This is a genomic window from Micromonospora carbonacea, from assembly GCF_014205165.1.
In the GTDB taxonomy this organism is placed as follows: domain Bacteria; phylum Actinomycetota; class Actinomycetes; order Mycobacteriales; family Micromonosporaceae; genus Micromonospora; species Micromonospora carbonacea.
The window spans coordinates 4,575,519-4,601,852 of record NZ_JACHMZ010000001.1 but is presented as its reverse complement, the minus strand read 5'-3'; the positions used below and the strand labels follow the sequence as shown (position 1 = coordinate 4,601,852).

The following is a 26,334-nucleotide window of genomic DNA, read 5'->3' as shown; positions in this document are numbered from 1 at the left end:
GTGGCCCGATGCCCACTGAGGCGGAGTTCCTCGACTACCTCCGGCGCGCCACGGCCGACCTGCGCGAGGCGCGGCGGCGGGTGCGCGAGGTGGAGGCGAAGGACCGCGAGCCGATGGCCGTCGTCGGCATGGCCTGCCGGTTCCCCGGCGGCGTACGCGGCCCGGACGACCTGTGGGACCTCGTCGACGCCGGCCGCGAGGGGCTGGGCGACTTCCCCACCGACCGGGGCTGGGACCTGGAGCGGCTGTTCCACGTCGACCCGGACAACCCGGGCACCTCCTACACCGACCAGGGCGGCTTTCTCTACGACGCCACCGAGTTCGACCCGGCCTTCTTCGGCATCAGCCCCCGCGAGGCCCTGGCCATGGACCCGCAGCAGCGGCTGCTGCTGGAGAGCGCGTGGGAGGCGTTCGAGTCCGCCGACCTGGACCCGCAGCGGCTGCGCGGCAGCCGCACCGGCGTCTTCGCCGGGGTGATGTACCACGACTACGCCTCCCGGGTGCTGGACCTGCCCGAGGGCGTCGAGGGCTACCTCGGCACCGGCAACTCCGGCAGCCTCGTCTCCGGCCGGGTCGCCTACACGTACGGGCTCGAAGGGCCTGCCGTCACCGTCGACACGGCCTGCTCGTCGTCGCTGGTCGCCGTGCACCTCGCCGTGCAGGCGCTGCGCCAGCGCGACTGCGACCTGGCCCTGGCCGGCGGCGTCACCGTGCTGTCCACCCCCGGCGTGTTCGCCGAGTTCTCCCGGCAGCGCGGCCTCGCCCCCGACGGGCGGTGCAAGTCGTTCGCCGACGCCGCCGACGGCACCGGCTGGGCCGAGGGCGTCGGCATGCTGCTGCTCCAGCGGCTCTCCGACGCCCAGCGCGACGGCCGCCGCGTCTACGCGGTGATCCGGGGCAGCGCCGTCAACCAGGACGGGGCCAGCAGCGGCCTCACCACGCCCAACGGCCCCTCCCAGGAGCGGGTGATCCGGCAGGCCCTGGCCAACGCCCGGCTCGCCCCCGCCGACGTGGACGCCGTCGAGGCGCACGGCACCGGCACCACCCTCGGCGACCCGATCGAGGCGCAGGCGCTGCTGGCCACCTACGGGCAGGACCGGGCCGGGGCGGAGCCGCTGTGGCTCGGCTCGGTCAAGTCCAACCTCGGCCACACCCAGGCCGCCGCCGGCGTCGCCGGGCTGATCAAGATGGTGCAGGCGCTGCGGCACGGCCGGCTCCCCGCCACCCTGCACGTCGACGCGCCGTCTGCGCACATCGACTGGTCCGCCGGGGCCGTGTCGCTGCTCACCGAGCCCCGCCCCTGGCCGCAGGTGGACCGCCCCCGCCGCGCCGCCGTGTCGTCGTTCGGCATCTCCGGCACCAACGCGCACGTCATCCTTGAACAGGCCCCCGCCGCCGAGGAGCCCGACCCGGTCGCGCCGGCCGTCGTCCCGCCGCTGTCGCCGGTCCTGCTGTCGGCCCGCAGCCCCGAGTCCCTCGCCGCGCTGGCCCGCCGCTGGGCCGACCACCTCGACGCCGACCCCGACGCCCGCCCCGTCGACGTCGCCGCGTCGTCGCTGCGCCGCGCCGGGCTGCCCCGGCGGGCCGTCGTCCTCGCCGCCGACCGCGCCGAGCTGCTCGCCGGGCTGCGCGCCCTCGCCGCCGACGAACCGGCCGCGCCGGTCGTCACCGGCGCCGCCGCGCCCCGGGGCCGGGTCGCGTTCCTGTTCTCCGGGCAGGGCGCGCAGCGCCCCGGCATGGGCCGTGAGCTGGCCGGGGCGTTCCCCGTGTTCGCGCAGGCCCTCGACGAGGTGTGCGCGGCGCTCGATGAGCACCTGCCCCGGCCGCTGCGCGAGGTCATGTTCGCCGACGCCGGCACGCCCGAGGCCGACCTGCTGCACCAGACCGTGTTCACCCAGGCCGGGCTGTTCGCCGTCGAGGTGGCGCTGTTCCGGCTCGCCGGGTCGTTCGGGCTCGCCCCCGACCTCCTCGTCGGCCACTCCATCGGCGAGCTGGCCGCCGCGCACGTCGCCGGGGTGCTCACCCTCGCCGACGCCGCGACGCTGGTCGCCGCCCGGGGCCGGCTCATGCAGGCCCTGCCGGCGGGCGGGGCGATGCTCGCCGTCGCCGCCGACGAGGCGTCCGTGGTCGAGTCCCTCGCCGGGGTGACCGGCCGGATCGGCGTCGCCGCCGTCAACGGCCCCGCCGCCGTGGTCGTCTCCGGCGACGCCGCCGCCGTCGAGCAGGTGGCCGCCCACTGGGCCGAGCGGGGCACCCCCATCCACCGGCTGCGGGTCAGCCACGCGTTCCACAGCGAGCTGATGGACCCGATGCTCGCCGAGTTCGCCGCCGTCGCCGCCGGGCTGACCTTCCGGCCGCCCGCCGTGCCGATCGTGTCGAACCTGACCGGCCGGGTCGCCGAGCCGGAGCTGCTGTGCAGCCCCGACTACTGGGTGCGGCACGTCCGCGAGGCCGTCCGGTTCGCCGACGCCGTCGACCGGCTCGCCGAGGCCGGCGTCGGCACGTACGTCGAGCTGGGCCCCAACGGGGTGCTCACCGCGATGGCGCAGAGCTGCCTCACCGACCCGACCGCCGTGCTCGTGCCGCTGGCCCGCAAGGACCGCCCCGAGCCGCGCGCCCTGCTGGAGGCCCTGGCCCGGCTGCACGCCGACGGCCTGCCCGTCGACTGGGACGCCCTGCTCGCCGGGGCCGGCGCGCGCCGGGTGGACCTGCCCACGTACGCGTTCGCGCACGAGCGGTACTGGCTGGAGCCGGTCGGCCGGATCGCCGACGTCACCGGCGTCGGCCTCGGCGCGGCCGGGCACCCGCTGCTCGGCGCGGCGGTCTCCGTGGCCGGCGAGGACATGGTGCTGCTCACCGGCCGGCTGTCCCTGGCCACCCACGGCTGGCTCGCCGACCACGCCGTCTCCGGCGTCGTCGTGCTGCCCGGCGCGGCCCTGGTCGAGCTGGTGGTGCGGGCCGGCGACGAGGTCGGCGCGTCCCGGGTGCGGGAGCTGACCGTCGCCACCCCGCTGGCCCTGCCCGAGGCCGGCGGCGTCCGCGTGCAGGTGCGCGTCGGCGCGGCCGACGACACCGGCGCCCGCGCGGTGACCGTGCACGCCCAGGCCGAGGAGGACCCGGAGGCCGGCTGGGTCCGGCACGCCGAGGGCGTCCTCGAACCGGCCGTCGCCGACGAGCCCGCCCTCGGCGTGTGGCCGCCCGTCGCGGCCACCGAGGTCGACCTCGCCCAGTGGTACGACGCCCTCGCCGGGCGCGGCCTGGCCTACGGGCCCGCGTTCCGGGGGCTGCGTCGGCTGTGGACCGGCGACGGCGAGGTGTACGCCGAGGTCGCCCTGCCCGAGGAGGCGGCCGGGCCCGCCGCCGCGTTCGGCGTGCACCCGGCGCTGCTCGACGCCGCCCTGCAACCCGTCGGGGCGCTGCTCGCCGCCGCGGGCGGCGGCCCCCGGGTGCCGTTCGCGTTCTCCGGCGCGCAGGTGCACGCGTCCGGCGCGACGGCGCTGCGGGTGCGGCTGACCGGCGACGGCTCGGCGGTGCGGCTCGTCGCCACCGACGGCGCGGGCGTCCCCGTGGTGTCGGTGGACTCCCTCGCGCTGCGGGAGATGACCGGCCTGACCGCCCCCGGCGTCGCCGCCCGTTCGCTGTTCGAGGTCGCCTGGCAGGCCGAGGAGACGTCGCCCGCCGAGGAACCCGCCGGCTGGGCGCTGCTGGCCGCGACCCCGCCCGGCGCGGTGCGGGCCCTCGACCTGCCCGTCTTCGCGGACGTGGCGGCGGTGCTGGCCGCCGCTGACGAGGCGGGGGAGCCGCTGCCCCGTGCCCTCGTGCTCCCGGTCCTCCCCGCACCCGCCGCCTCTCCCGGCACAGGGCCCACCGGCCTGCCCGCCGCCGGCCTGCCCACCGACGCCGAACGCTCCGGCCTGCCCGACGCCGCCGAACGCTCCGAGCTGCCCGCCGCCCCGTCCGTCGGCCTGCCCGACGCCGTCCGGGCCGTCGCGGCCGACGTGCTCGGCGTGGTCCAGGCCTGGCTGGCCGCCGACGCGCTGGCCGACACCCGGCTGGTCGTGCTCACCCGGGGCGCGGTGGCCACCCGCGACGACGACCCGGTCACCGATCTCGCCGGGGCCGCCGTGTGGGGCCTGCTGCGCTCGGCGCAGTCCGAGCACCCCGACCGGATCGTCCTCGCCGACCTGTCCGCCGCCGCCGACGTCGACGCCGCAGCCCTGGCGGTGCTCGCCGGGGTGGCCGACGACCCCGCCGGCACCGGCGGGCAGGTGGCGCTGCGCGGCGACGCCGTGCTCACCCCGCGCCTCGTGCGCGCCGCCGCCCCGGCCGACCCCCCGGCCGCCCCCGCGCTCGGCGACGGCACCGTCCTGGTCACCGGCGGCACCGGCGCGCTCGGCGCGCTCGTCGCCGAGCACCTCGTCACCGCGTACGGGGCCCGGTCGCTGCTGCTGGTGTCCCGCCAGGGACCGGCCGCCCCCGGCGCGGACGCCCTGGCGGAGCGGCTCACCGGCCTGGGCGCCCGCGTCGAGGTGGTCGCCGCCGACGTCACCGACCCCGACCGGGTGGCCGCCCTCGTCGCCGGGGTCACCGGCCGGCTGGCCGGCGTCGTGCACACCGCCGGCGTCCTCGACGACGGCGTGGTCACCGCGATCAGCCCCGAGCGGCTGGCCGGGGTGCTCGCCCCGAAGGCCGACGCCGCGTGGCACCTGCACGAGGCGACCGCCGGGCGGGACCTCGACCTGTTCGTCGTGTACTCCTCCGTCGCCGGGGTGCTCGGCTCACCCGGCCAGGCCGCGTACGCAGCGGCGAACACGTTCCTGGACGCCCTCGCCGCGTACCGCCGGCAGGCCGGCCTGCCCGCCGCGAGCCTCGCCTGGGGCATGTGGGACACCGCCGGGATGGCCGCGACGGTCGGCGACGCGGACCGGGCCCGCTCGGCCCGCGCCGGCATCTCGCCGATGAGCGCCGCCACCGGCCTCGACCTGTTCGACGCGGCCCTCGCCGCCGGTCGGCCCGCCCTCGTGCCGGCCGTGCTCGACGTGCCGGCCATGCGGGCGCGGGTCGTCGCCGGCCGGGTGCCGTCGCTGCTGCGGGTGCTGCTCGGCGCGGTCACCGCCCGCCGGCAGGCCGGCCAGGGCAACTGGGCGGACCGGATCGCCGGCCTCGACCCGCAGGACGCCCGCGACCAGGTCGACGCCCTCGTCCGGGGCCTCGTCGCGCAGGTCCTCGGGCACGGCGGCGCGGACGCCGTGCCGGCGGACCGGGCGTTCCGGGAGCTGGGTTTCGACTCGCTGACGGCGGTGGACCTGCGCAACCGGGTCAACGCGGCCACCGGGCTGCGGCTGGCGTCCACGCTGGTGTTCGACTACCCGACCCCGCGCATCCTCGCCGGCCAGGTGTACGCGGAACTCGCCGGCAACCGGGCCGCCACCGTCACCCCCGCCGAGGCGGCCACCACCACCGGCCTCGACGACCCGATCGCGATCGTCGGCCTGGCCTGCCGCTTCCCCGGCGGCGCGGACAACCCGGACCAGCTGTGGGAGCTGCTGGCCACCGGCGGCGACGGGATCAGCGAGTTCCCCGCCGACCGGGGCTGGGACCTCGACACCCTGTTCGACCCGGACCCGGCCAACAGCGGCACCTCCTACACCCGGCACGGCGGCTTCCTCTACGGGGCGGCGGAGTTCGACCCCGGGTTCTTCGGCATCTCGCCGCGGGAGGCCCTCGCCATGGACCCGCAGCAGCGGCTGCTGCTGGAGACGTCGTGGGAGGCGTTCGAGTCCGCCGGCCTGGACCCGCACCGGCTGCGCGGCAGCCGCACCGGCGTCTTCGCGGGCGTCATGTACCACGACTACGCCTCCCGGCTGATGGACCTGCCCGCCGAGGTGGAGGGCTACATCGGCACCGGCACCTCCGGCAGTGTGCTGTCGGGGCGGGTGGCGTACACGTTCGGCCTGGAGGGGCCGGCCGTCACCGTCGACACGGCGTGCTCGTCGTCGCTGGTCGCGCTGCACCTGGCGGCCCAGGCGCTGCGGTCGGGGGAGTGCGACCTGGCCCTGGCCGGTGGCGTCACCGTGATGGCCACCCCGGGCACGTTCATCGAGTTCTCCCGGCAGCGGGGGCTGTCGCAGGACGGGCGGTGCAAGTCGTTCGCCGCGTCCGCCGACGGCACCGGCTGGGGCGAGGGCGTCGGCGTGCTGCTCGTGCAGCGGCTCTCCGACGCGCAGCGCGACGGCCGGCGCGTCCACGCGATCGTGCGCGGCACGGCCGTCAACCAGGACGGCGCGTCCAACGGGCTCACCGCCCCGAACGGGCCGTCGCAGCAGCGCGTCATCCGGCAGGCCCTGGCCAACGCGCGGCTCACCCCCGCCGACGTGGACGCCGTCGAGGCGCACGGCACCGGCACCACCCTGGGCGACCCGATCGAGGCGCAGGCGCTGCTGGCCACCTACGGCCAGGACCGGCCCGCCGACCGGCCGCTGCTGCTCGGCTCGGTCAAGTCGAACATCGGCCACACCCAGGCCGCCGCCGGCGTCGCCGGGGTCATCAAGATGGTCCTCGCGCTGCGGCACGGGCTCGTCCCGCCCACCCTGCACGTCGACGAGCCGTCCCCGCACATCGACTGGACCGCCGGGGCCGTGGCCCTGGCCACGGAGGCGACCCCGTGGCCGGCCGTCGACCGGCCCCGCCGCGCCGCCGTCTCCTCCTTCGGCATCAGCGGCACCAACGCCCACGTCGTCCTCGAACAGGCCCCCGAGCCGGCCGTCGCCGCCGAGTCCCGGCCCGGCGTCGCCGCCGACGCCGGTCTCGTGCCGTTCGTGCTCTCCGCCGCCGACCGGGCCGCGCTGCGGGAGCAGGCCGCCCGGCTGCGCGCGCACCTCGCCGCCCACCCCGAGGTCGAACCGGCGGAGGTCGGCCACGCCCTCGCCACCACCCGGGCGGCGTTCGGCCACCGCGCCGTCGTGCTCGGCCAGGACCGGGCCGAACTGGCCCAGGGCCTCACCGCCCTGGTCGACGGCGAGACCGTCGCGGGCGTCGTCACCGGCGCGGCGCTGCGCAACACCGCCCCCGTCTTCGTCTTCTCCGGCCACGGCTCCCAGTGGCCCGGGATGGCCGTCGACCTGCTCGACAGCTCCCCGGTGTTCGCCGCGTCCATCGCCGAGTGCGAGGCCGTCCTCACCCCCTGGGTGGACTGGTCCCTCACCGGCGTGCTGCGCGGGGCCGAGGGGGCCCCGCCGCTGGTCGCCTCCGGCGTCGTGCAGCCCGCCCTGTGGGCCGTGATGGTCTCCCTGGCCCGGCTGTGGCGCTCGCTCGGCGTCCGCCCCGGCGGCGTCGTCGGCCACTCCCAGGGCGAGATCGCCGCGGCCTGCGTCGCCGGGGCCCTCACCCTGGAGGACGCCGCCAAGATCGTCGCCCTGCGCAGCCAGATGCTCGTCGACATCGCCGGCCGGGGCGGCATGGTCTCCGTGGCCCTGCCCGCCGACCGGGCCCGCGACCTGCTCAAGCGGTGGGCCGGCCGGCTCTCCGTCGCCGTGGTCAACGGCCCCGGGTCCGTCGTGGTGGCCGGCGACGTCGCCGACCTCGCCGACCTCGTCGCCGCCTGCGCCGCCGACGGCGTGCGCACCCGCCCCATCGACGTCGAGTACGCCTCCCACTCCCCGCAGGTCGAGGCGGTCGCCGACCGGCTCCTGGCCAGCCTCGACGGGATCACCCCCCGCCCCGCCGAGCTGCCGTTCTACTCCGCGCTCACCGGCGAGCAGACCGACACCACCACCCTCGACGCCGGCTACTGGTACCGCAACCTGCGCGAGACCGTGAACTTCGAGCAGGCCGTACGCAACCTGCTCGCCGACGGCCACCAGGTCTTCCTGGAGGTCGGCCCGCACCCCGTGCTCAGCTTCGGCATGCAGGAGACCATCGACGCCGCCGAACACGAGGCGGCCGTGGTCAACACCCTGCGCCGGGGCGACGGCGGCTGGGCCCGGATCCTCACCGCCCTGGCCGAGCTGCACGTGCGCGGCGTCGAGGCCGACTGGAACGCCGTCTGCGGCGTGCGCACCGGCCCGGCCGTGCCGCTGCCCACGTACGCCTTCCACCGGCAGCGCTACTGGCCGGAGGCCCCCGTGCGCACCGGACCGGCCGCCGCCGCCGACGACCCCGCCGACCGGCAGTTCTGGGACGCCGTCGAACGCGCCGACGCCGACGCCCTCGCCGCCGCCATGCGCATCGACACCGCCGACGCCCGCGCGCTCGGCGACGCCCTGCCGCTGCTGTCCTCGTGGCGGCAGCGCCGCCGCGACGAGTCCACCGTGGACGCCTGGCGCTACCGGGTGCAGTGGACGCCGCTGACCGCCGCCGCCAGCGCCACCCTCGGCGGGACCTGGCTGCTCGTCGCGCCCGCCGAACACGCCGGCCAGCCCATCGTCGGGCAGGTCGTGCAGGCCCTCGGCGAGGCCGGGGCGGACGTGACCCCGCTGGCCGTCGCCGACGCCGACCGGGCGGCCCTGGCCGCGCGCCTCGCCGCCGTCGACGCCGCCGCCGTCACCGGCGTGCTGTCGCTGCTCGCCCTCGACGAGACCCCCCACCCGCGGCGGCCCGTCGTCCCCGCCGGCCTCGCCGGCACCCTCGCCCTCGTGCAGGCCCTCGGCGACGCCGGGATCACCGCCCCGCTGTGGTGCGCCACCGGCGGCGCGGTCTCCACCGGCCGCGCCGACCCCCTCGACCACCCCCGGCAGGCCCTCGTCTGGGGCCTCGGCCGGGTCGCCGCCCTGGAACACGCCGACCGGTGGGGCGGCCTCGTCGACCTGCCCGCGAAGCTCGACCGGCGCGCCCGGGGCCGGCTCGCCGCCGTCCTGGCCGGCGTCGGCCACGAGGACCAGGTCGCCGTGCGCACCTCCGGCCTGTTCGCCCGCCGGCTCGCCCGCGCCGCCGCCGAACCCGCCCCGCAGCGGCCCGGCTGGCGGCCCGCCGGCACCGCCCTGGTCACCGGCGGCCTCGGCTCGCTCGGCGCGCACGTGGCCCGCTGGCTGGCCCGCGAGGGCGCGGCGCACCTGGTGCTCACCAGCCGGCAGGGCCCGGCGGCGGCCGGCGCGGCCGAGCTGGAGGCCGAGCTGACCGGCCTCGGCGCGGCCGTCACCGTGGCGGCCTGCGACGTGGCCGACGCCGCCTCGCTGCGCGCCCTCGTCGACCGGCTCGCCGCCGACGGCGTCACCGTCGACGCCGTGTTCCACGCCGCCGGGGTGGCCCACGCCGGCCCGCTCGCCGGCACCGCCGTCGCCGAGCTGGCCGACGGCCTGCACGCCAAGGTCGCCGGGGCGGTCAACCTCGACGAGGTCTTCGGCGGCGACGTGTCCGCGTTCGTGCTCTTCTCCTCCGGCGCGGGCGTGTGGGGCGGCGGCCTCCAGGGCGGCTACGCCGCCGGCAACGCGTTCCTCGACGCCCTCGCCGAGGACCGCCGCCGTCGGGGCCTCGCCGCCACCGCCGTCGCCTGGGGCGCGTGGGACGGCGGCGGCATGCTGGACACCGACGGCGCCGCCGACCAGATGTTCCGCTCCGGGGTCCGGCCGATGCGCCCCGACCTGGCCGTGGCCGTGCTCGCCCGCGCCCTCGCCGACGACGACACCACCCTCACCGTCGCCGACATCGCCTGGGACCGGTTCCACCAGACGTTCGCGATGACCCGCCCCCGGCCGCTGATCGAGGACATCCCCGAGGTGGCCCGGATCCTCGCCGCCCGCACCCGCGACGACGACGAGCCCGCCGAGGCGTCCCCGCTGCGCGGCCGCCTCGCCGGCCTGGCCGAGCCGGAACGCCGCCGCACCCTGCTGGAGCTGGTGCGGGTGCACGCCGCCGCCGTGCTCGGGCACGCCTCCGCCGAGGCGATCGGCGCGGACCGGCCGTTCCGGGAGATCGGCTTCGACTCGCTCAGCGCCGTGGAGATGCGCAACCGGCTCGGCGAGGCCGTCGGCCTGCGGCTGCCCGCCACCCTCGTCTTCGACCGGCCCACCCCGACGCTGCTCGCCGGCTGGCTGGCCGACCGCATCCTCGGCGTCACCGAGCAGGCCGCCGCGCCCACCCGGGCCGCCGCCGCCCTCGACGAGCCCATCGCCATCGTCGCGATGAGCTGCCGCTACCCCGGCGGCGTCGCCAGCCCCGAGGACCTGTGGCGGCTCGTCGCCGACGGCCGCGACGCCATCGCCGGGTTCCCCGCCGACCGGGGCTGGGACCTCGACGCCATCTACGACCCCGACCCCGACACCCCCGGCACCTCGTACGTGCGCGAGGGCGGCTTCGTCGCCGACGTCGCCGGGTTCGACGCGGCGCTGTTCGGCATCTCCCCGCGCGAGGCGCTGGTGATGGACCCGCAGCAGCGGCTGCTGCTGGAGACCGGCTGGGAGCTGTTCGAACGCGCCGGCATCGCCCCCGCCGACCTGCGCGACAGCAACACCGGCGTCTTCGTCGGCACCAACGGCCAGGACTACGCCACCCTGCTGATGGCCGCCCGCGCCGAGACCGAGGGCTACCAGGCCACCGGCAACGTGGCGGCCGTCGTCTCCGGGCGGCTCTCCTACACCTTCGGCCTCCAGGGCCCGTCCGTCTCCGTCGACACCGCCTGCTCGTCGTCGCTGGTCGCGCTGCACCTGGCCGTGCAGTCGCTGCGCGCCGGCGAGTGCGACACGGCCGTCGCCGGCGGCGTCACCGTGATGGCCACCCCCGGCCCGTTCCTGGAGTTCGCCCGGCAGCGCGGCCTCGCCGCCGACGGCCGGTGCAAGTCGTTCGCCGGGGCCGCCGACGGCACCGGCTGGGGCGAGGGCGCCGGCCTGCTGCTGCTCCAGCGGCTCTCCGACGCCCGCCGCGACGGCCGCCGGGTCCTCGCCGTGGTACGCGGCTCCGCCACCAACTCCGACGGCGCGTCCAACGGGCTCACCGCCCCCAACGGCCCCGCCCAGCAGCGGGTCATCCAGCAGGCGTTGGCCAACGCGCGGCTCACCGCCGCCGACGTGGACGCCGTCGACGGCCACGGCACCGGCACCCGCCTCGGCGACCCGATCGAGGCGCAGGCGCTGCTGGCGACGTACGGGCAGGACCGGCCCGCCGACCGTCCGCTGCTGCTCGGCTCGGTCAAGTCCAACATCGGCCACACCCAGGCCGCCGCCGGCGTGTCCGGCGTCATCAAGATGGTCATGGCGCTCCAGCACGACCTGCTGCCGCCGACCCTGCACGTCGACGAGCCCACCCCGCACGTCGACTGGGCGGCCGGCGCGGTCGCGCTGCTCGCCGAGCCGACCCCGTGGCCCGCCGTGGACCGGCCCCGCCGGGCGGCCGTGTCGGCGTTCGGGGTCAGCGGCACCAACGCCCACGTCATCCTCGAACAGGCCCCGCCCGCCGACGCCGCGCCCGCGGCCGGCGACGCGGAGCCGCCCGCCCCGCCGCTGCTGCCCTGGGTGGTCTCCGGCGACGACGCCGACGGGCTGGCCGCCCAGGCCGCCCGCCTCGCCGACTGGGCCGCCGCCGAGCCTGCTGACGACGTCGAGCCCGCCGCCGTCGCCCGGGTGCTCGCCACCGGACGCTCCCACCTGCGGCACCGGGCCGTGCTGCTCGCCGCCGACCGCGACGCGTACGTGGCCGGGCTGCGGGCCCTCGCCGCCGGGCAGCACCACCCCGCCCTCACCCGGGACGTCGCCGAGCCCGGCGGCTCCCTCGCCGTCCTCTTCTCCGGCCAGGGCGCGCAGCACGCCGGCATGGGCCGCGAGCTGTACCGGACGTTCCCCGCCTTCGCCGAGGCCCTCGACGAGGTCTGCCAGCACCTCGACGCGCACCTGCCCCGGCCGCTCAAGGAGGTGCTGTTCGCCGCCGACGGCAGCGCCGAGGCCGACCTGATCCACCAGACCGTGTTCACCCAGGCCGGCCTGTTCGCCGTCGAGGTGGCCCTGCACCGGCTCCTCGCCGGCTGGGGCGTCGTCCCCGACCTCGTCGCCGGGCACTCCGTCGGCGAGATCACCGCCGCCCACGTCGCCGGGGTGCTCAGCCTCCCCGACGCCTGCGCGCTCGTCGGCAACCGGGGCCGGCTCATGCAGGCCCTCCCGGCCGGCGGCGGGATGCTCGCCGTCGCCGCGCCCGAGGCCGACGTCGCCGCGACCCTGGCCCCGTACGCCGGGCGGGTTGCCGTCGCCGCCGTCAACGGCCCGGCCGCCGTGGTCGTCTCCGGCGCCGGCGACGCCCTCACCGACCTGGCCGACCACTTCACCGCCCTCGGCGTACGCACCAAGCGGCTCACCGTCAGCCACGCCTTCCACAGCCCGCTGATGGAGCCGATGCTCGCCGAGTTCGCCGCCGTCGCCGCCGGCCTCGACTACGCCCCGCCCGCCGTGCCGCTCGTGTCGAACCTGACCGGCCGGGTCGCCGACCCGGAGCTGATCTGCACCCCCGACTACTGGGTGCGGCACGTGCGCGACGCCGTCCGGTTCGCCGACACCGTCGAGCACCTGCACTCCCTCGGCGTCGCCACGCTGCTGGAGGTCGGCCCCGACACGGTGCTCACCGCGCTGGCCGCCGACGCGCTGCCCGACGCCGGCCGCACCCTCGTCACCGGCGTCCAGCGACCCGGCCGGGGCGAGGCCGAGGCGCTGCTCGGCGCGCTGGCCCGGCTGCACTGCCACGGCGTGCGGGTCGACTGGGCGGCGCTGCTGCCCGCCGCCGACCCGGTCACCCCGCCCACGTACGCCTTCCGGCACCAGCGGTTCTGGCCCGTCGGCGACGGCGACGTGCTGCGCACCGCCGAGCCGGCCGCCCCCGCCGCCGGCCCCGCCGACGAGGCGTTCTGGCAGGCCGTGGCCGACGCCGACGGCGACGCCCTCGCCACCCGCTTCGGCGTCGACCCGGACCGGCCGCTGCGCGACCAGCTGCCCACCCTCGCCCACTGGCACCGGCAGCGGCAGACCGACGCGCTCGTCGACGGCTGGCGCTACCGCATCACCTGGCCGCAGCGCCGCCTCACCGCCGGCCCCGCCACGGGCGAGTGGCTCCTGGTCGTCCCCGCCGGCCAGCCCGGTGCCGCCGCGTCGCCCGCCGCCGAGCAGGGCGTCGGCCTCCCCGAGTCGGCCGCCGACGCCGCCGACCGGATCGGCGCGCTGCTCGCCGCGCACGGCGGCAGCGTGCGGACCCTCGCCGTCGACCCCGCCACGGTCACCCGCGCCGAACTCGCCGCGCTGCTCGCCCCGGCGGCCGGCGCGGCCACCCGTACCGTGTCGCTGCTGGCCCTCGACGAGCGGCCCCACCCCGGCCACCCGGCCGTGCCCGCCGGGCTCACCGGCAACCTCGCCCTCGTCCAGGCCGTCACCGACGCCGCCCCCGCCGGGCCGCTGTGGCTGCTCACCCGGCAGGCCATCAGCACCGGCCTCGGCGACCCCATCGCCCACCCCGCCCAGGCGACCACCTGGGGCCTCGGCCTGGTCACCGCCCTGGAACACCCCGCCCACTGGGGCGGCCTGCTCGACCTGCCCGCCGAGCTGGACCCGGCCGCCGGGGACCACCTGCTGCGGGCGCTGACCAACACCGACGCCGAGGACCAGCTCGCCGTGCGCCCCCTCGGCACCCACCTGCGCCGCCTCGCCCGCGCCGCCCGCGCCGAGCGGCCCGACGCCCCCGCCTGGCAGCCGCCGGACACCGTGCTGATCACCGGCGGCACCGGCGCGATCGGCTCGTACGCCGCCGCCTGGCTGGCCCGGCACGGCGCGCGCCGGCTCATCCTGGTCAGCCGGCGCGGCCCCGACGCCCCCGGCGTCGCCGCCACCCTCGCCGAGCTGGCCGACCTCGGCGCGCACGCCCGCGCCGTGGCCTGCGACCTGGCCGACCGCGACGCCGTCGCCGCCCTCGTCGCCGGCCTGCGCCGCGACGGCGAGACCGTGCGCGCCGTCGTGCACGCCGCCGGCGTCGGCCGGCTCAACCCGGTCGGCGTCGTCGGCACCGACGAGCTCGCCGACGTCGTCGCCGGCAAGACCGCCGGCGCCCGCCACCTCGACGAGTTCCTCGACCCCGACGACCTGGAGCTGGTCGTCTACTTCTCGTCCATCGCCGCCGCGTGGGGCGTCGGCGACCACGGCGCGTACGCCGCCGGCAACGCCTTCCTCGACGCGTGGGCGCAGTCCCGGCCCGCCGGCCGGGCCCGGGTCGTCTCCGTCAATTGGGGACCGTGGGCCGGCGGCGGCATGGTCAGCGACGAGCACGCCGTCGCGATGAGCCGGCGCGGGGTGTCCCTGCTCGACCGGGAACCCGCGATGGCCGCCCTGCGCGCCGCGATCACCGGCGACGGCACGGTGCTCACCGTCGCCGACGTCGACTGGGCCCGCTTCGCCCCCGTCTTCGCCTCCGCCCGGCCCCGGCCCCTGATCGCCGACCTGCCCGAGGTGGCCGCCCAGCACGCCGGCGTCGACCCGGCCGCCGACGGCGGCGACGAGGTCCGCACCGGGCTGCGCAAGCGGCTCGCCGACCTCACCGCCGCCGAGCAGACCCGGCTGCTGGTCGACCTGATCCGCACCGCCGCCGCCGAGGTCATCGGCCACGACAGCCCGTACGCCCTGGAGGCCGACCGGCCGTTCCGGGACCTCGGCTTCGACTCGCTGACCGCCGTGGAGCTGCGCGGCCGGCTCGCGAAGCAGACCGGCCTCAGCCCGGCCAGCTCGGTGGTGTTCGACTACCCCACCCCGCAGGCCCTCGCCGAGCACCTGCGCGGCGAACTGGTCAGCGAGGCGTCCGTGCAGGCGCTGCCGACCGTCGAGGAACTCGACGAGCTGGAGGCCGCCCTCGTCCGGCGCGACACCGACGACCTGGGCCGGGTCCGGGTCACCATGCGGCTGCACCGGCTGCTGGAACGCCTCGGCGCGGCCGACCGGGGCGCCGGGGAGCGGCCCGACGAGGCCGCCGAGGTGGCCGACCGGCTGCGCATCGCCAGCAACCAGGAGCTTTTCGATCTTGTCGACCGGGACCTCGGGCTTTCCTGAGTCACGCGACACGTACCGGTGCCACACGAGGGAGCGAGATCAACCATGGCGGACGAAGAGAGGCTGCGCGAGTACCTGACGCGGGTCATCGCCGAGCTGCACCAGACCCGCCAGCGGCTGCGCGAGGTCACCGCCGAGGAGTCCGAGCCGGTCGCCATCGTCGCGATGAGCTGTCGCTACCCCGGCGGCATCACCTCACCCGAGGCGCTGTGGGACTTCGTCTCCGCCGGCGGCGACGCCATCGGCGAGTTCCCCACCGACCGGGGCTGGGACCTCGACCGGCTGCACCACCCCGACCCCGACAACCCCGGCACCTCGTACACCGCCGCCGGGGGGTTCCTCTACGACGCGGGGCGCTTCGACGCCGCCCTGTTCGGCATCAGCCCCCGCGAGGCCCTCGCCATGGATCCGCAGCAGCGGCTGCTGCTGGAGGTCACCTGGGAGTTGTTCGAACGCGCCGGCATCGCCCCGCTGTCCCTGCGCGGCAGCCGCACCGGCGCGTTCGTCGGCACCTCCGGCCAGGACTACGCCGCCGTGCTGCACCGCGCCCCCGGCGTCGAGGGCTACGTCCTCACCGGCTCCGCCGCCAGCGTCGTCTCCGGCCGGCTCGCCTACACCTTCGGCCTGGAGGGGCCCACCGTCACCGTCGACACCGCCTGCTCCTCGTCGTCGGTCGCCGTCCACCTCGCCTGCCAGGCCCTGCGCCAGCGCGAGTGCGGCCTCGCCCTCGCCGGCGGCGCGACCGTGCTCGCCACCCCCGGCCCGTTCGTCGAGTTCTCCCGCCAGCGCGGGCTCGCCGCCGACGGGCGGTGCAAGTCGTTCGCCGCCGCCGCCGACGGCACCGGCTGGTCCGAGGGCGTCGGCATGCTCCTGCTCGAACGCCTCAGCGACGCCCGCCGCAACGGCCACCCCGTCCTCGGCATCATCCGCAGCTCCGCCGTCAACTCCGACGGCGCGTCCAACGGGCTGACCGCCCCCAACGGCCCCGCCCAGCAGCGGGTCATCCGGCAGGCCCTGGCCGGCGCGAAGCTCACCCCCGACCTCGTCGACGTCGTCGAGGCCCATGGCACCGGCACCACCCTCGGCGACCCCATCGAGGCCCAGGCCCTGCTCGCCACCTATGGCCAGGACCGGGGCGACGCCGCGCCGCTGCTGCTCGGCTCGATCAAGTCCAACCTCGGCCACAGCCAGGCCGCCGCCGGCATCGCCGGCATCATCAAGATGGTCCTGGCGATGCGGCACGGCACCGTGCCCGCCACCCTGCACGTCGACGCGCCCACCCCGCACGTCGACTGGGCCGCCGGCAAGGTCACCCTCGTCACCGAGCCGACCCCGTGGCCCACCGTGGACCGGCCCCGCCGGGCCGCCGTCTCCTCGTTCGGGATGAGCGGCACCAACACCCACCTCATCCTCGAACAGCCCGGGGCCGCCGACGCCGCGACCGCCGCCGCCGACCGCCCCGAGCCGCCCGCGCCCGTGCTGCTCACCGGCCGCACGCGCGCCGCGCTGCGCCGCCAGGCCGAGCAGTGGTCCCGGTACGTCGCCGACGCCGCCCCCCACCCCGCCGACGTCGCCTGGTCCTCGGTGACCTCCCGCAGCCCCCTGGAACACCGGGCCGTCGTCCTCGCCGACGACACCGACGGGCTGCTCGCCGCCCTGACCGCCCTCGCCGACGACCGGCCCGCCCCCGGCCTCGTCACCGGCTCCGCCGCCGAACGGGGCGCCGTCGCGTTCCTCTACTCCGGGCAGGGCGCACAGCGCGCCGGCATGGGCCGGGAGCTGGCCGCCGCGTTCCCGGTGTTCGCGCAGGCCCTCGACGAGGTGTGCGCCGCGCTCGACGCGCACCTGCCCCGGCCGCTGCGGGAGGTGCTGTTCGCCGACGCCGGCACGCCCGAGGCCGCGCTGCTCGACCAGACGGTGTTCACCCAGGCCGGGCTGTTCGCCGTCGAGGTGGCCCTGCACCGGCTGCTCGGCTCGTTCGGGATCGCCCCGGACCTCGTCGCGGGCCACTCCATCGGCGAGGTCGTCGCCGCGCACGTCGCCGGGGTGTTCACCCTCGCCGACGCGGCGACGCTGGTGGCGGCGCGGGGTCGGCTGATGCAGGCGCTGCCGCCCGGCGGGGCGATGCTGGCGGTCGCCGCGTCCGAGGCGGACGTGGCCGAGTCCCTCGCCGGCGTGACCGGCCCGGTCGGGATCGCCGCCGTCAACGGGCCCGCGTCCGTGGTGGTGTCGGGGGCCGGGTCCGCCGTGGACGAGGTGGCCGGGGGGTGGGCCGCGCGTGGGGTGAAGACGCGGCGGCTGAAGGTCAGCCACGCGTTCCACAGCCCGCTGATGGAGCCGATGCTCGCTGGGTTCGCCGCCGTCGTCGCCGGGCTCGACCTGCGCGCGCCCTCCCTGCCCATCGTGTCCAACGTGACCGGCGAGCTGGCCGACCCGGCGGCGATCCGTACCCCGGACTACTGGGTGCGGCACGTCCGCGAGGCCGTCCGCTTCGCCGACGGCGTACGCACCCTGCGCGCCCACGGCGTCGGCACCTTCGTCGAGGTCGGCCCCGACGCCGTCCTCGCCGCCACCGCCGAGGAGACCCTCGCCACCGTCGCCACCGCCCCCGACGTCGCCCCCGCCGCCGTCGTGCCCGCCCTGCGCCGCGACCGCCCCGAACGCCGCGCCCTGCTCGCCGCGCTCGCCCACCTGCACGTCGCCGGCACCGCCGTCCGCTGGGCCGACGTCCTCGCCGACCGGCCCGGCCGCCTCGTCGACCTGCCCACCTACCCGTTCGAGCGGCAGCACTACTGGGTGCCCGCCGAGGCCCCCGCCGACCCCGCCACCGGCACCGGCGCGCTCGACCACCGGTTCTGGGACGCCGTCGAACGCGCCGACCTCGACGCCCTGCGCGACACCCTCCACCTCGACGACGCCACCGTCGACTCCCTGCGCGCCCTGCTTCCCGCCCTCGCCGACTGGCGGCGGCAGCGGCAGGAACACACCGTCCTCGACGGCTGGCGGTACCGCGCCGAATGGCAGGTCACCGCCGAACCCACCCCCGGCCGGCTCGCCGGCACCTGGCTCCTGGCGCTCCCCGCCGGCCTCGCCGACGACCCGGCCGTCAGCGCGGTGAGCGCCGCGCTCACCGCAGCCGGGGCCGACGCGCTGCCGCTGACCGTCGCCCCCGACGCCGACCGCGCCGCCCTCGCCGCCGACCTCGGCGGCACCCCGCTCGCCGGGGTCGTCTCCCTGCTTGCCTGGGCACCGTCGGCCGACGCCGCCGCCCTGCCCGGCCTCGCCGCCACCCTCGCCCTCACCCAGGCCCTCGGCGACGCCGGCCAGGACGCCCCGCTGTGGCTGGTCACCCGGGGTGCCGTCGCCGCCGCCGCGTACGACCGGCTCGCCGACCCCGCCCAGGCCGCCACCTGGGGCTTCGGCCGGGTCGTCAGCGTCGAGGCCCCGCACCGCTGGGGCGGCCTCGTCGACCTGCCCACCCGACCCGACGCCCGCGCCGCCGGCCGGCTCGCCGCGATCCTCACCGGCACGACCGGCGAGGACCAGCTCGCCGTACGCGGCCCCGGCGTCTTCGCCCGCCGCCTCGTCCGCGCCCCCCTCGGCGACCGCCCCCCGGCCCGCCGCTACACGCCCACCGGCACCGCCCTGATCACCGGCGGCACCGGCGGCCTCGGCGCGCGCGCCGCCCGCTGGCTCGCCGCCGCCGGAGCCGAACACGTCGTCCTCGTCAGCCGGCGCGGCCCCGCCGCCCCCGCCGCCGCCGACCTCGAAGCCGAACTCACCGCCCTCGGCACCCGGGTCACCGTCGCCGCCTGCGACATCGCCGACCGGGCCGCCCTCGCCGACCTGCTGCGCCGCGTCGAAGCCGACGGCCCGCCCGTGCGCACCGTCGTGCACACCGCCGGCGTCGCCCAGACCACCCCCCTCGCCGAGGTCACCGCCGCCGAACTGGCCGAGGTCACCGGCGGCAAGACCGCCGGCGCGACCCACCTGCACGAGCTGCTCGCCGACCGGGACCTCGACGCCTTCGTCGTCTACTCGTCCATCGCCGCCACCTGGGGCAGCGCCGGCCAGGCCGGGTACGCCGCCGGCAACGCCCACCTCGACGCGCTCGTGCAGCAGCGCCGCGCCGACGGGCACGCCGGCACCGCCATCGCCTGGGGCCCCTGGGCCGACGGCGGCATGCACGGGGCCGACTCCGACCAGCAGCTCCGCCGCCGGGGCGTGCCCGCCATGGACCCCGCCGTCGCCATGGGCGCGCTCGCGCAGGCCCTCGACCACGACGACGCCACCCTCACCGTCGCCGACGTCGACTGGACCCGGTTCGCCCCCGCCTACGCCTCCGCCCGACGGCGGCCCCTGCTGGAGGGCGTACCCGAGGCGAAGGCCGCCCTCGACGGCGGCGCACCCACCGACGACGGCGACGACGGGCCCGCCGCGACCCTGCGCCGCCGCCTCGCCGGGCTCACCCCCGCCCGCCGCGAGGAGACCCTCGCCGACCTGATCCGCGACCACGCCGCCGACGTGCTCGGCCACGACGGCGGGCCCGCCGCCATCGGTGCCACCACCGCCTTCCGGGACCTCGGCTTCGACTCGCTCACCGCCGTGGAGCTGCGCAACCGGCTCGTCGCCGCCACCGGGCAGGCCCTGCCCACCACCCTCGTCTTCGACCACCCCAGCCCGGTCGTGCTGGCCCGCTTTCTGCTCGGCGGCCTCCTCGGCGACGCCACCGAGCCCGCCCCGGCCGCCGCCGCCCCGGCCGTGGACGGCGACGACCCGATCGCCATCGTCGGCATGGCCTGCCGCTACCCCGGCGGCATCGCCGACCCCGACCAGCTCTGGCGGCTCGTCGCCGACGGCGTCGACGCCATCGGCGACTTCCCCACCAACCGGGGCTGGGACCTCGACCGGCTCTTCGACCCCGACCCCACCACCCCCGGCACCAGCTACGCCGACCAGGGCGGCTTCCTCCACGACGCCGCCGACTTCGATGCGGCTTTCTTCGGCATTTCGCCCCGTGAGGCCCTTGCGATGGATCCGCAGCAGCGGTTGTTGCTGGAGGCGTCGTGGGAGGCGGTGGAGCGGGCAGGGGTTGATCCGGCGGGGTTGCGGGGTTCGCGAACAGGGGTGTTCGTCGGCACCAACGGCCAGGACTATGGGGCCCTGTTGATGATGTCAGCCGATGCGGCGGAGGGCTTCGCCGGCACCGGCAACGCGGCGAGCGTGGTGTCGGGTCGGGTGGCGTACGCGTTGGGGTTGGAGGGGCCGGCGGTGTCGGTGGACACGGCGTGTTCGTCGTCCCTCGTCGCACTGCACCTGGCGGTGCAGGCGCTGCGACGCGGCGAGTGCGATCTCGCGCTGGCCGGTGGCGTCACCGTGATGACCACCCCCGCCACCTTCGCCGAGTTCTCCCGCCAACGGGCCCTCGCCCCCGACGGCAGGTGCAAGGCGTTCGCCGAGGCGGCGGATGGCACCGGTTGGGGTGAGGGTGTCGGGGTGCTCCTGGTGGAGCGGTTGTCGGACGCGCGGCGTAACGGGCATCGGGTGCTTGCGGTGGTGCGGGGTTCTGCGGTGAATCAGGATGGGGCGTCGAACGGGTTGACTGCGCCGAATGGTCCGTCGCAGCAGCGGGTGATCCGGCAGGCTCTTGCGTCGGCGGGGTTGTCGGCTGCGGATGTGGACGTGGTGGAGGCGCACGGCACGGGCACGACGCTGGGTGATCCGATCGAGGCGCAGGCGCTCCTGGCCACGTACGGGCAGGACCGGGGCGACGCCGCGCCGCTGCTGCTCGGCTCGGTGAAGTCCAACATCGGGCACACCCAGGCCGCGGCCGGCGTCGCCGGCATCATCAAGATGGTCCTCGCGATGCGGCACGGGACCGTGCCCGCCACCCTGCACGTGGACGCCCCCTCGGGGCACATCGACTGGACCGCCGGAGCCGTCGAGCTGGTCACCGAGGCCCTGCCGTGGCCCGGGGCGGGCCGGCCCCGCCGAGCGGCCGTGTCGTCGTTCGGCATGTCCGGCACCAACGCCCACGTCATCGTCGAGCAGGGCGACGAGCCCGCCGACGTGCCGGCCGGGGTCCGTTCGCCGGGTCTGGTCGACGCCGACGTGACGGTGTGGCCGGTGTCGGCGCGGTCGAAGGCGGCCCTGGCTGGTCAGGCCGAACGGCTGGCCGCTCACGTGCGGGGGCACGGTGGCGTGGAGCCGGCGGTGGTCGGTTGGTCCCTCGCCACCACGCGCGCCACGTTCGATCAGCGGGCGTCGGTGGTCGGCTCGGGTGTGGAGGAGTTGCTGTCGGGGCTGGATGCTCTGGCGTCCGGTCTGCCGGCGGGCAATGTGGTGTCCGGTGTGGCGTCTGGTCACGGTGTGGGTCCGGTGTTCGTGTTCCCGGGGCAGGGTGCGCAGTCGGCGCGCATGGCGGCCGGTCTGGTGGGTCGTACTCCGGTGTTCGACGCGCGGTTGGCGGAGTGTCAGCGGGCCCTGGCTCCGTTCCTGGACGTCGACCTTGTCTCCGTGTTGACCGGGGATGACGAGTCGTGGTTGGAGCGGGTCGAGGTGGTGCAGCCGGTCCTGTGGGCCGTCGGCGTCGCCCTCGCGGCGGTGTGGGAACACGCGGGCGTGTCCCCGCAGGCGGTGGTCGGCCACTCGCAGGGCGAGATCGGTGCCGCCTGCGTCGCGGGGATCCTGTCCCTCGACGACGCGGCGAAGACCGTCGCTCTGCGGTCGCGGGCCCTGGCCGTGTTGCGGGGGACTGGTGCGATGGCGTCGGTTGACCTGTCCGCCGTCGCGGTGACCGCACGCCTCGCGCAGTTCCCGGGCGTGGGCGTCGCCGCCGTGAACGGTCCGGCGACGGTGGTGGTGTCGGGTCCGCCGCAGCCGGTCGCGGACCTGGTGCAGGCGTGCCAGGCCGAGGGGATCCGGGCGCGGTTGATTCCGGTGGACTACGCCTCGCACTCCCCGTCGGTGCAGGACGTCGCCGAACGCCTCCGCGCGGACCTGGCCGACGTGAGCCCGCAGCCGGGTCGGGTTCGGCTGGTGTCGACGTTGACGGGTGACTGGGTGGACCCGGGGAGCATGACGGCGGACTACTGGTATGACAACCTGCGGCAGACGGTGCAGTTCGACGCGGCCGTGCGGGTGGCCGTGGTGGCCGGGCACACGACGTTCGTGGAGATCAGCCCGCATCCGGTGTTGACGATGCCGGTGACGGCGATCCTCGACGACGCCGGGGTCACCGGCCACACGATCGGTAGCCTGCGGCGGGGTGACGACGACCCGACGCGGCTGCTGTCCAACCTGGCCGCCGCGCACGCGATCGGCCTGCCCGTCGACCTGACGAAGGTCCTCGCCGAGGCCGACACTGTCGACCTGCCCACGTACGCGTTCGACCGGGGCCGGTACTGGCTGGAGCCGCCCGCGCACCAGGTCCGGGACGTCGGTGCCGCCGGCCTCCAGGACGCCGGGCACCCCCTGCTCAGCGCCGCGATCCCCGTCGCCGACGACCAGACGGTCGTGCTCACCGGCCGGCTGTCGGTGCGTACCCACCCGTGGCTCGCGGACCACGCCGTCGGCGGGGCGGTGATCGTCCCCGGGACCGGGATCGTCGACATGGTCGTCCGGGCCGGCGACGAGGTCGACGCCGGCCAGCTCGGCGACCTCACCCTGATCAGCCCGCTCGTCGTGCCGCCGGCCGGGGCCGTGCAGGTGCAGGTACGCGTCGGCGCGCCCAGCGACAGCGGGGAGCGGACCGTCACCGTGCACTCCCGCCCCGAGGGCGACGGCGACGGCGAGTGGACCCGGCACGCCGAGGGCCTGCTGCTGCCGCAGCTCCCCGCCCCGCTGGTCGTGCCGGGGGAGTGGCCGCCCGCCGATGCCGTCGAGGTCGACGCGGACCTCGACGCCTGGTACGCGGAAATGGCCGGCGGCGGCCTCGGCTACGGCCCGGCCTTCCGGGGCCTGCTCCGGGTGTGGCGCGGCGTCGACGAGGCGTACGCCGAGGTGGCCCTGCCCGAGGCGGTGGCCGCCGACGCGCCCCGCTTCGGCCTGCACCCCGCCCTGTTCGACGCGGCGCTCCAGGCCAGCGGCCTCACGGGGCTGCTCGGCGACGGCAACCGCGACGGCAACTCCGACGGCGACGCCGCCGGCACCGGCTGGATGCCGTTCGCGTTCCGCGCCGTCGGCCTGCACGCCCACGGGGCGACCCGGCTGCGGGTGCGGCTGCGCCCCCTCGGCCCCGACACCCTCGCCGTCACGCTCGCCGATGCCGCCGGGCAGCCCGTCGCCACCGTCGAGTCGCTGACGTTCCGCCCGGTCGCCGCCGGCCGGGCCGACGAGGCCGCCGCCCTGCGCCGCAACTGCCTGTTCCACCTCGACTGGACGCCGCTGGGCGGGACTTCGCCGGACCGGACGCCGCTGGAGCAGACGCCGTCGGACCGCCCCGACGTGGCGGGCGGCACCCGCTGGGTGCTGCTCGGCGACGACCCGGCCGGCCTCGCCGCCGCGCTGGCCGCCGCCGGGCACCCCGTGACCGCCCACGCCGACCTGGCCGCCCTCGCCGCCGAGGTGGAGCGCGGCGGAGACGTACCCGATGTGGTGGTCGCGCAGTGGGTCGGCGCGAACCCGGCGCGGGCCGGCGACGCCGCGCACGACGCGGCCCGGGACGCCCTCGCGCTCGTGCAGGGCTGGCTGGCCCAGCCCGGCCTGGAGCGGTCCCGCCTGGTGCTGCGCACCGCCGGGGCGGTGGGCGCGGCCCCCGGCGAGGCCCCCCGCGACCTGGCGCGCGCCGCCCTGTGGGGGCTGGTCCGGTCGGCACAGGCCGAGCACCCCGGCCGGTTCACGCTGCTGGACGCCGACGACGACGCCGGCTGCCTCGCGGCCGTGCCGGCGGCCGTCGCCTGCGGCGAGCCGCAGGTCGCCGTGCGCGACGGCGCGCTGCTCGTGCCCCGGCTGGTGCGGGCCCGCGACGCCGGCACGCTGGCCCTGCCCGGCGACGACGTGCCGTGGCGGCTCGACGTCACCGAGAAGGGCACCCTGGAGAACCTGGCCGTGCTGCCCTGCCCCGAGGTCGGCGAGGCGCTGCCGGCCGGGCAGGTACGCGTCGCGATGCGCGCCTCCGGCCTCAACTTCCGGGACGTCGTGCTGACCCTCGGCATGGTCCCCGACCAGGAGGTGCTCGGCAACGAGGGCGCGGGCGTGGTGCTCGACGTCGGCCCCGGCGTCACCGGCGTGGCCCCCGGCGACCGGGTGATGGGCCTGTTCTCCGGCTCGTTCGCCAGCGTCGCCGTCACCGACCACCGCCTCGTCACCCGCATCCCCGCCGGCTGGTCCTACGCGGAGGCCGCCGCCGTGCCGGTGGTCTTCCTCACCGCCTGGTACGGCCTGGTCGAGCTGGCCCGCCTCGACGCCGGCGAGTCGGTGCTGGTGCACGCGGCGGCCGGCGGCGTCGGCATGGCCGCCGTGCAGATCGCCCGCCACCTCGGCGCGGAGGTCTACGGCACGGCCAGCCCCGGCAAGTGGCCGGCGCTGTGCGCCACCGGCTTCGACGACGCGCACGTCGCCTCCTCCCGCAGCCTCGACTTCGTCGACGCGTTCCGCGACCGCACCGGCGGGCGCGGCGTCGACGTGGTGCTCAACGCGCTCAGCGGCGAGTTCGTCGACGCGTCGCTGCGGCTGCTCGCCCCCGGCGGGCGGTTCGTCGAGATGGGCAAGACCGACAAGCGGGACCCGCAGCGCGTCGCCGCCGACCACCCCGGCGTCAGCTACCAGGTCTTCGACCTCATCGAGGCCGGCCAGGACAAGATCGGCGAGATGCTCGCCGAGCTGGTGGCGCTGTTCGCCGCCGGCGCGCTGCGCCCGCTGCCCCGCCGCGACTGGGACGTCCGGCGCGCCCCAGAGGCGTTCCGCTTCCTCAGCCAGGCCCGGCACGTCGGCAAGCTCGCCCTGAGCATCCCGCAGGCGCCCCGCCTCGACGGCACCGTCCTCGTCTCCGGCGCGACCGGCACCCTCGGCGCGCTGCTCTGCCGGCACCTGGTCACCGTCCACGACGCCCGGCAGCTCCTGCTGGTCAGCCGGCGCGGCCCCGACGCCGAGGGCGCCGACGCGCTGCTGGCCGACCTCAAGGCGCTCGGCGCGGACGTGTCGATCGTCGCCGCCGACCTGGCCGACCCGGACGCCGTCGGCGACGTGCTGTCCCTGGTGGACGCCCGGCACCCGCTGCGGGCCGTCGTGCACGCGGCCGGCGTCCTCGACGACGGGGTGCTGGAGTCGATGACCCCCGACCGGCTCGCCGCCGTGCTGCGGCCGAAGGTCGACGCCGCCTGGAACCTGCACCGCGCCACGGTCGGCCACGAGCTGACCGCGTTCGTGCTGTTCTCCGCCGCCGCCGGGGTGTTCGGCGGCCCGGGGCAGGGCAACTACGCCGCCGGCAACGCGTTCCTCGACGCCCTCGCCGAGCACCGGCGGGCCCTCGGCCTGCCGGCGGTCTCCCTCACCTGGGGCCGGTGGGCGCAGGCCAGCGGCATGACCGGGCACCTCGACGCCGCCGACATCCGCCGCCTCGACCGGGGCGGCATGGCCGCCCTGTCCAACGACGAGGCCCTCGCCCTGTTCGACGCGGCCTGGCGGTCCGAGCGGGCCGTGCTGATGCCCGCGAAGATCAGCACCGGGGTCGCCGCGCCGGGCGCGCCCGTCCACCCGCTGCTGACCGGGCTGGTCCGCGCCGCCGGCCGCCGGGCCGCCGCCGGTGAGGCCGCCGACGGGCAGGCGTACGCGGCGCGGCTCGCCGGCCTCACCGCCGACAAGCGGGTACGCGCCCTGCGTGACCTGGTGCTGTCGAACGTCGCCGTCGTCCTCGGCCACGGCGACCCGGCCGGCATCGAGCCGACCCGCGCCTTCCGCGAGCTCGGCTTCGACTCGCTGACCGCCGTCGAGCTGCGCAACCGGCTCGGGGCGGCCACCGGGCTGCGGCTGCCCGCCACCCTCGTCTTCGACAACCCGACGCCGGCCGCGCTCGCCGCGTACCTCGCCGACCAGCTCGCCCCGGCGGGCGGGTCGGCGGGCGGTTCAGCCGATGCGGCGGGCGGCCCGGCGACGGGGGCCGGCCTGGACCTCGACCGCCTCGAGGCGGCCCTCGCCGGCCTCGACCCGGCCGACGACGAGTTCCGCCGCATCACCGACCGGCTGCACGGCCTGCTGGACCGGCTGGCCGAGCGGCAGTCCGACGCGGGCGACGACGACCTGGAGTCGGCCACCGCCGAGAACATCTTCGACCTGATCGACCGCGAGCTGGAGACGTCGTGACCAGCCGCAACGACCACGGCATGCCGAGTGAGGT

Annotated in this window: 2 protein-coding genes; both read left to right on the top strand. The window is 77.6% G+C overall.

What is annotated here, in order from left to right:
- Positions 1-8: 8 nt before the first annotated feature.
- The gene (locus HDA31_RS19380) at positions 9-14,999 is read left to right on the top strand and encodes a type I polyketide synthase (protein WP_178064095.1); all 14,991 of its coding nucleotides are present in this window, start codon (positions 9-11) and stop codon (positions 14,997-14,999) included.
- Between the two features lie 45 nt (positions 15,000-15,044).
- Positions 15,045-26,300, top strand: a complete 11,256-nt coding sequence (locus HDA31_RS19375) for a type I polyketide synthase (protein ID WP_178064096.1) — start codon at positions 15,045-15,047, stop codon at positions 26,298-26,300.
- Positions 26,301-26,334 lie beyond the last annotated feature (34 nt).

Excerpts from the sequence above, each read along its gene's own strand:
- HDA31_RS19380 (WP_178064095.1), top strand. The coding sequence starts at position 9 with ATGCCCACTGAGGCGGAGTTCCTCGACTACCTCCGGCGCGCCACGGCC.
- HDA31_RS19375 (WP_178064096.1), top strand. The coding sequence starts at position 15,045 with ATGGCGGACGAAGAGAGGCTGCGCGAGTACCTGACGCGGGTCATCGCC.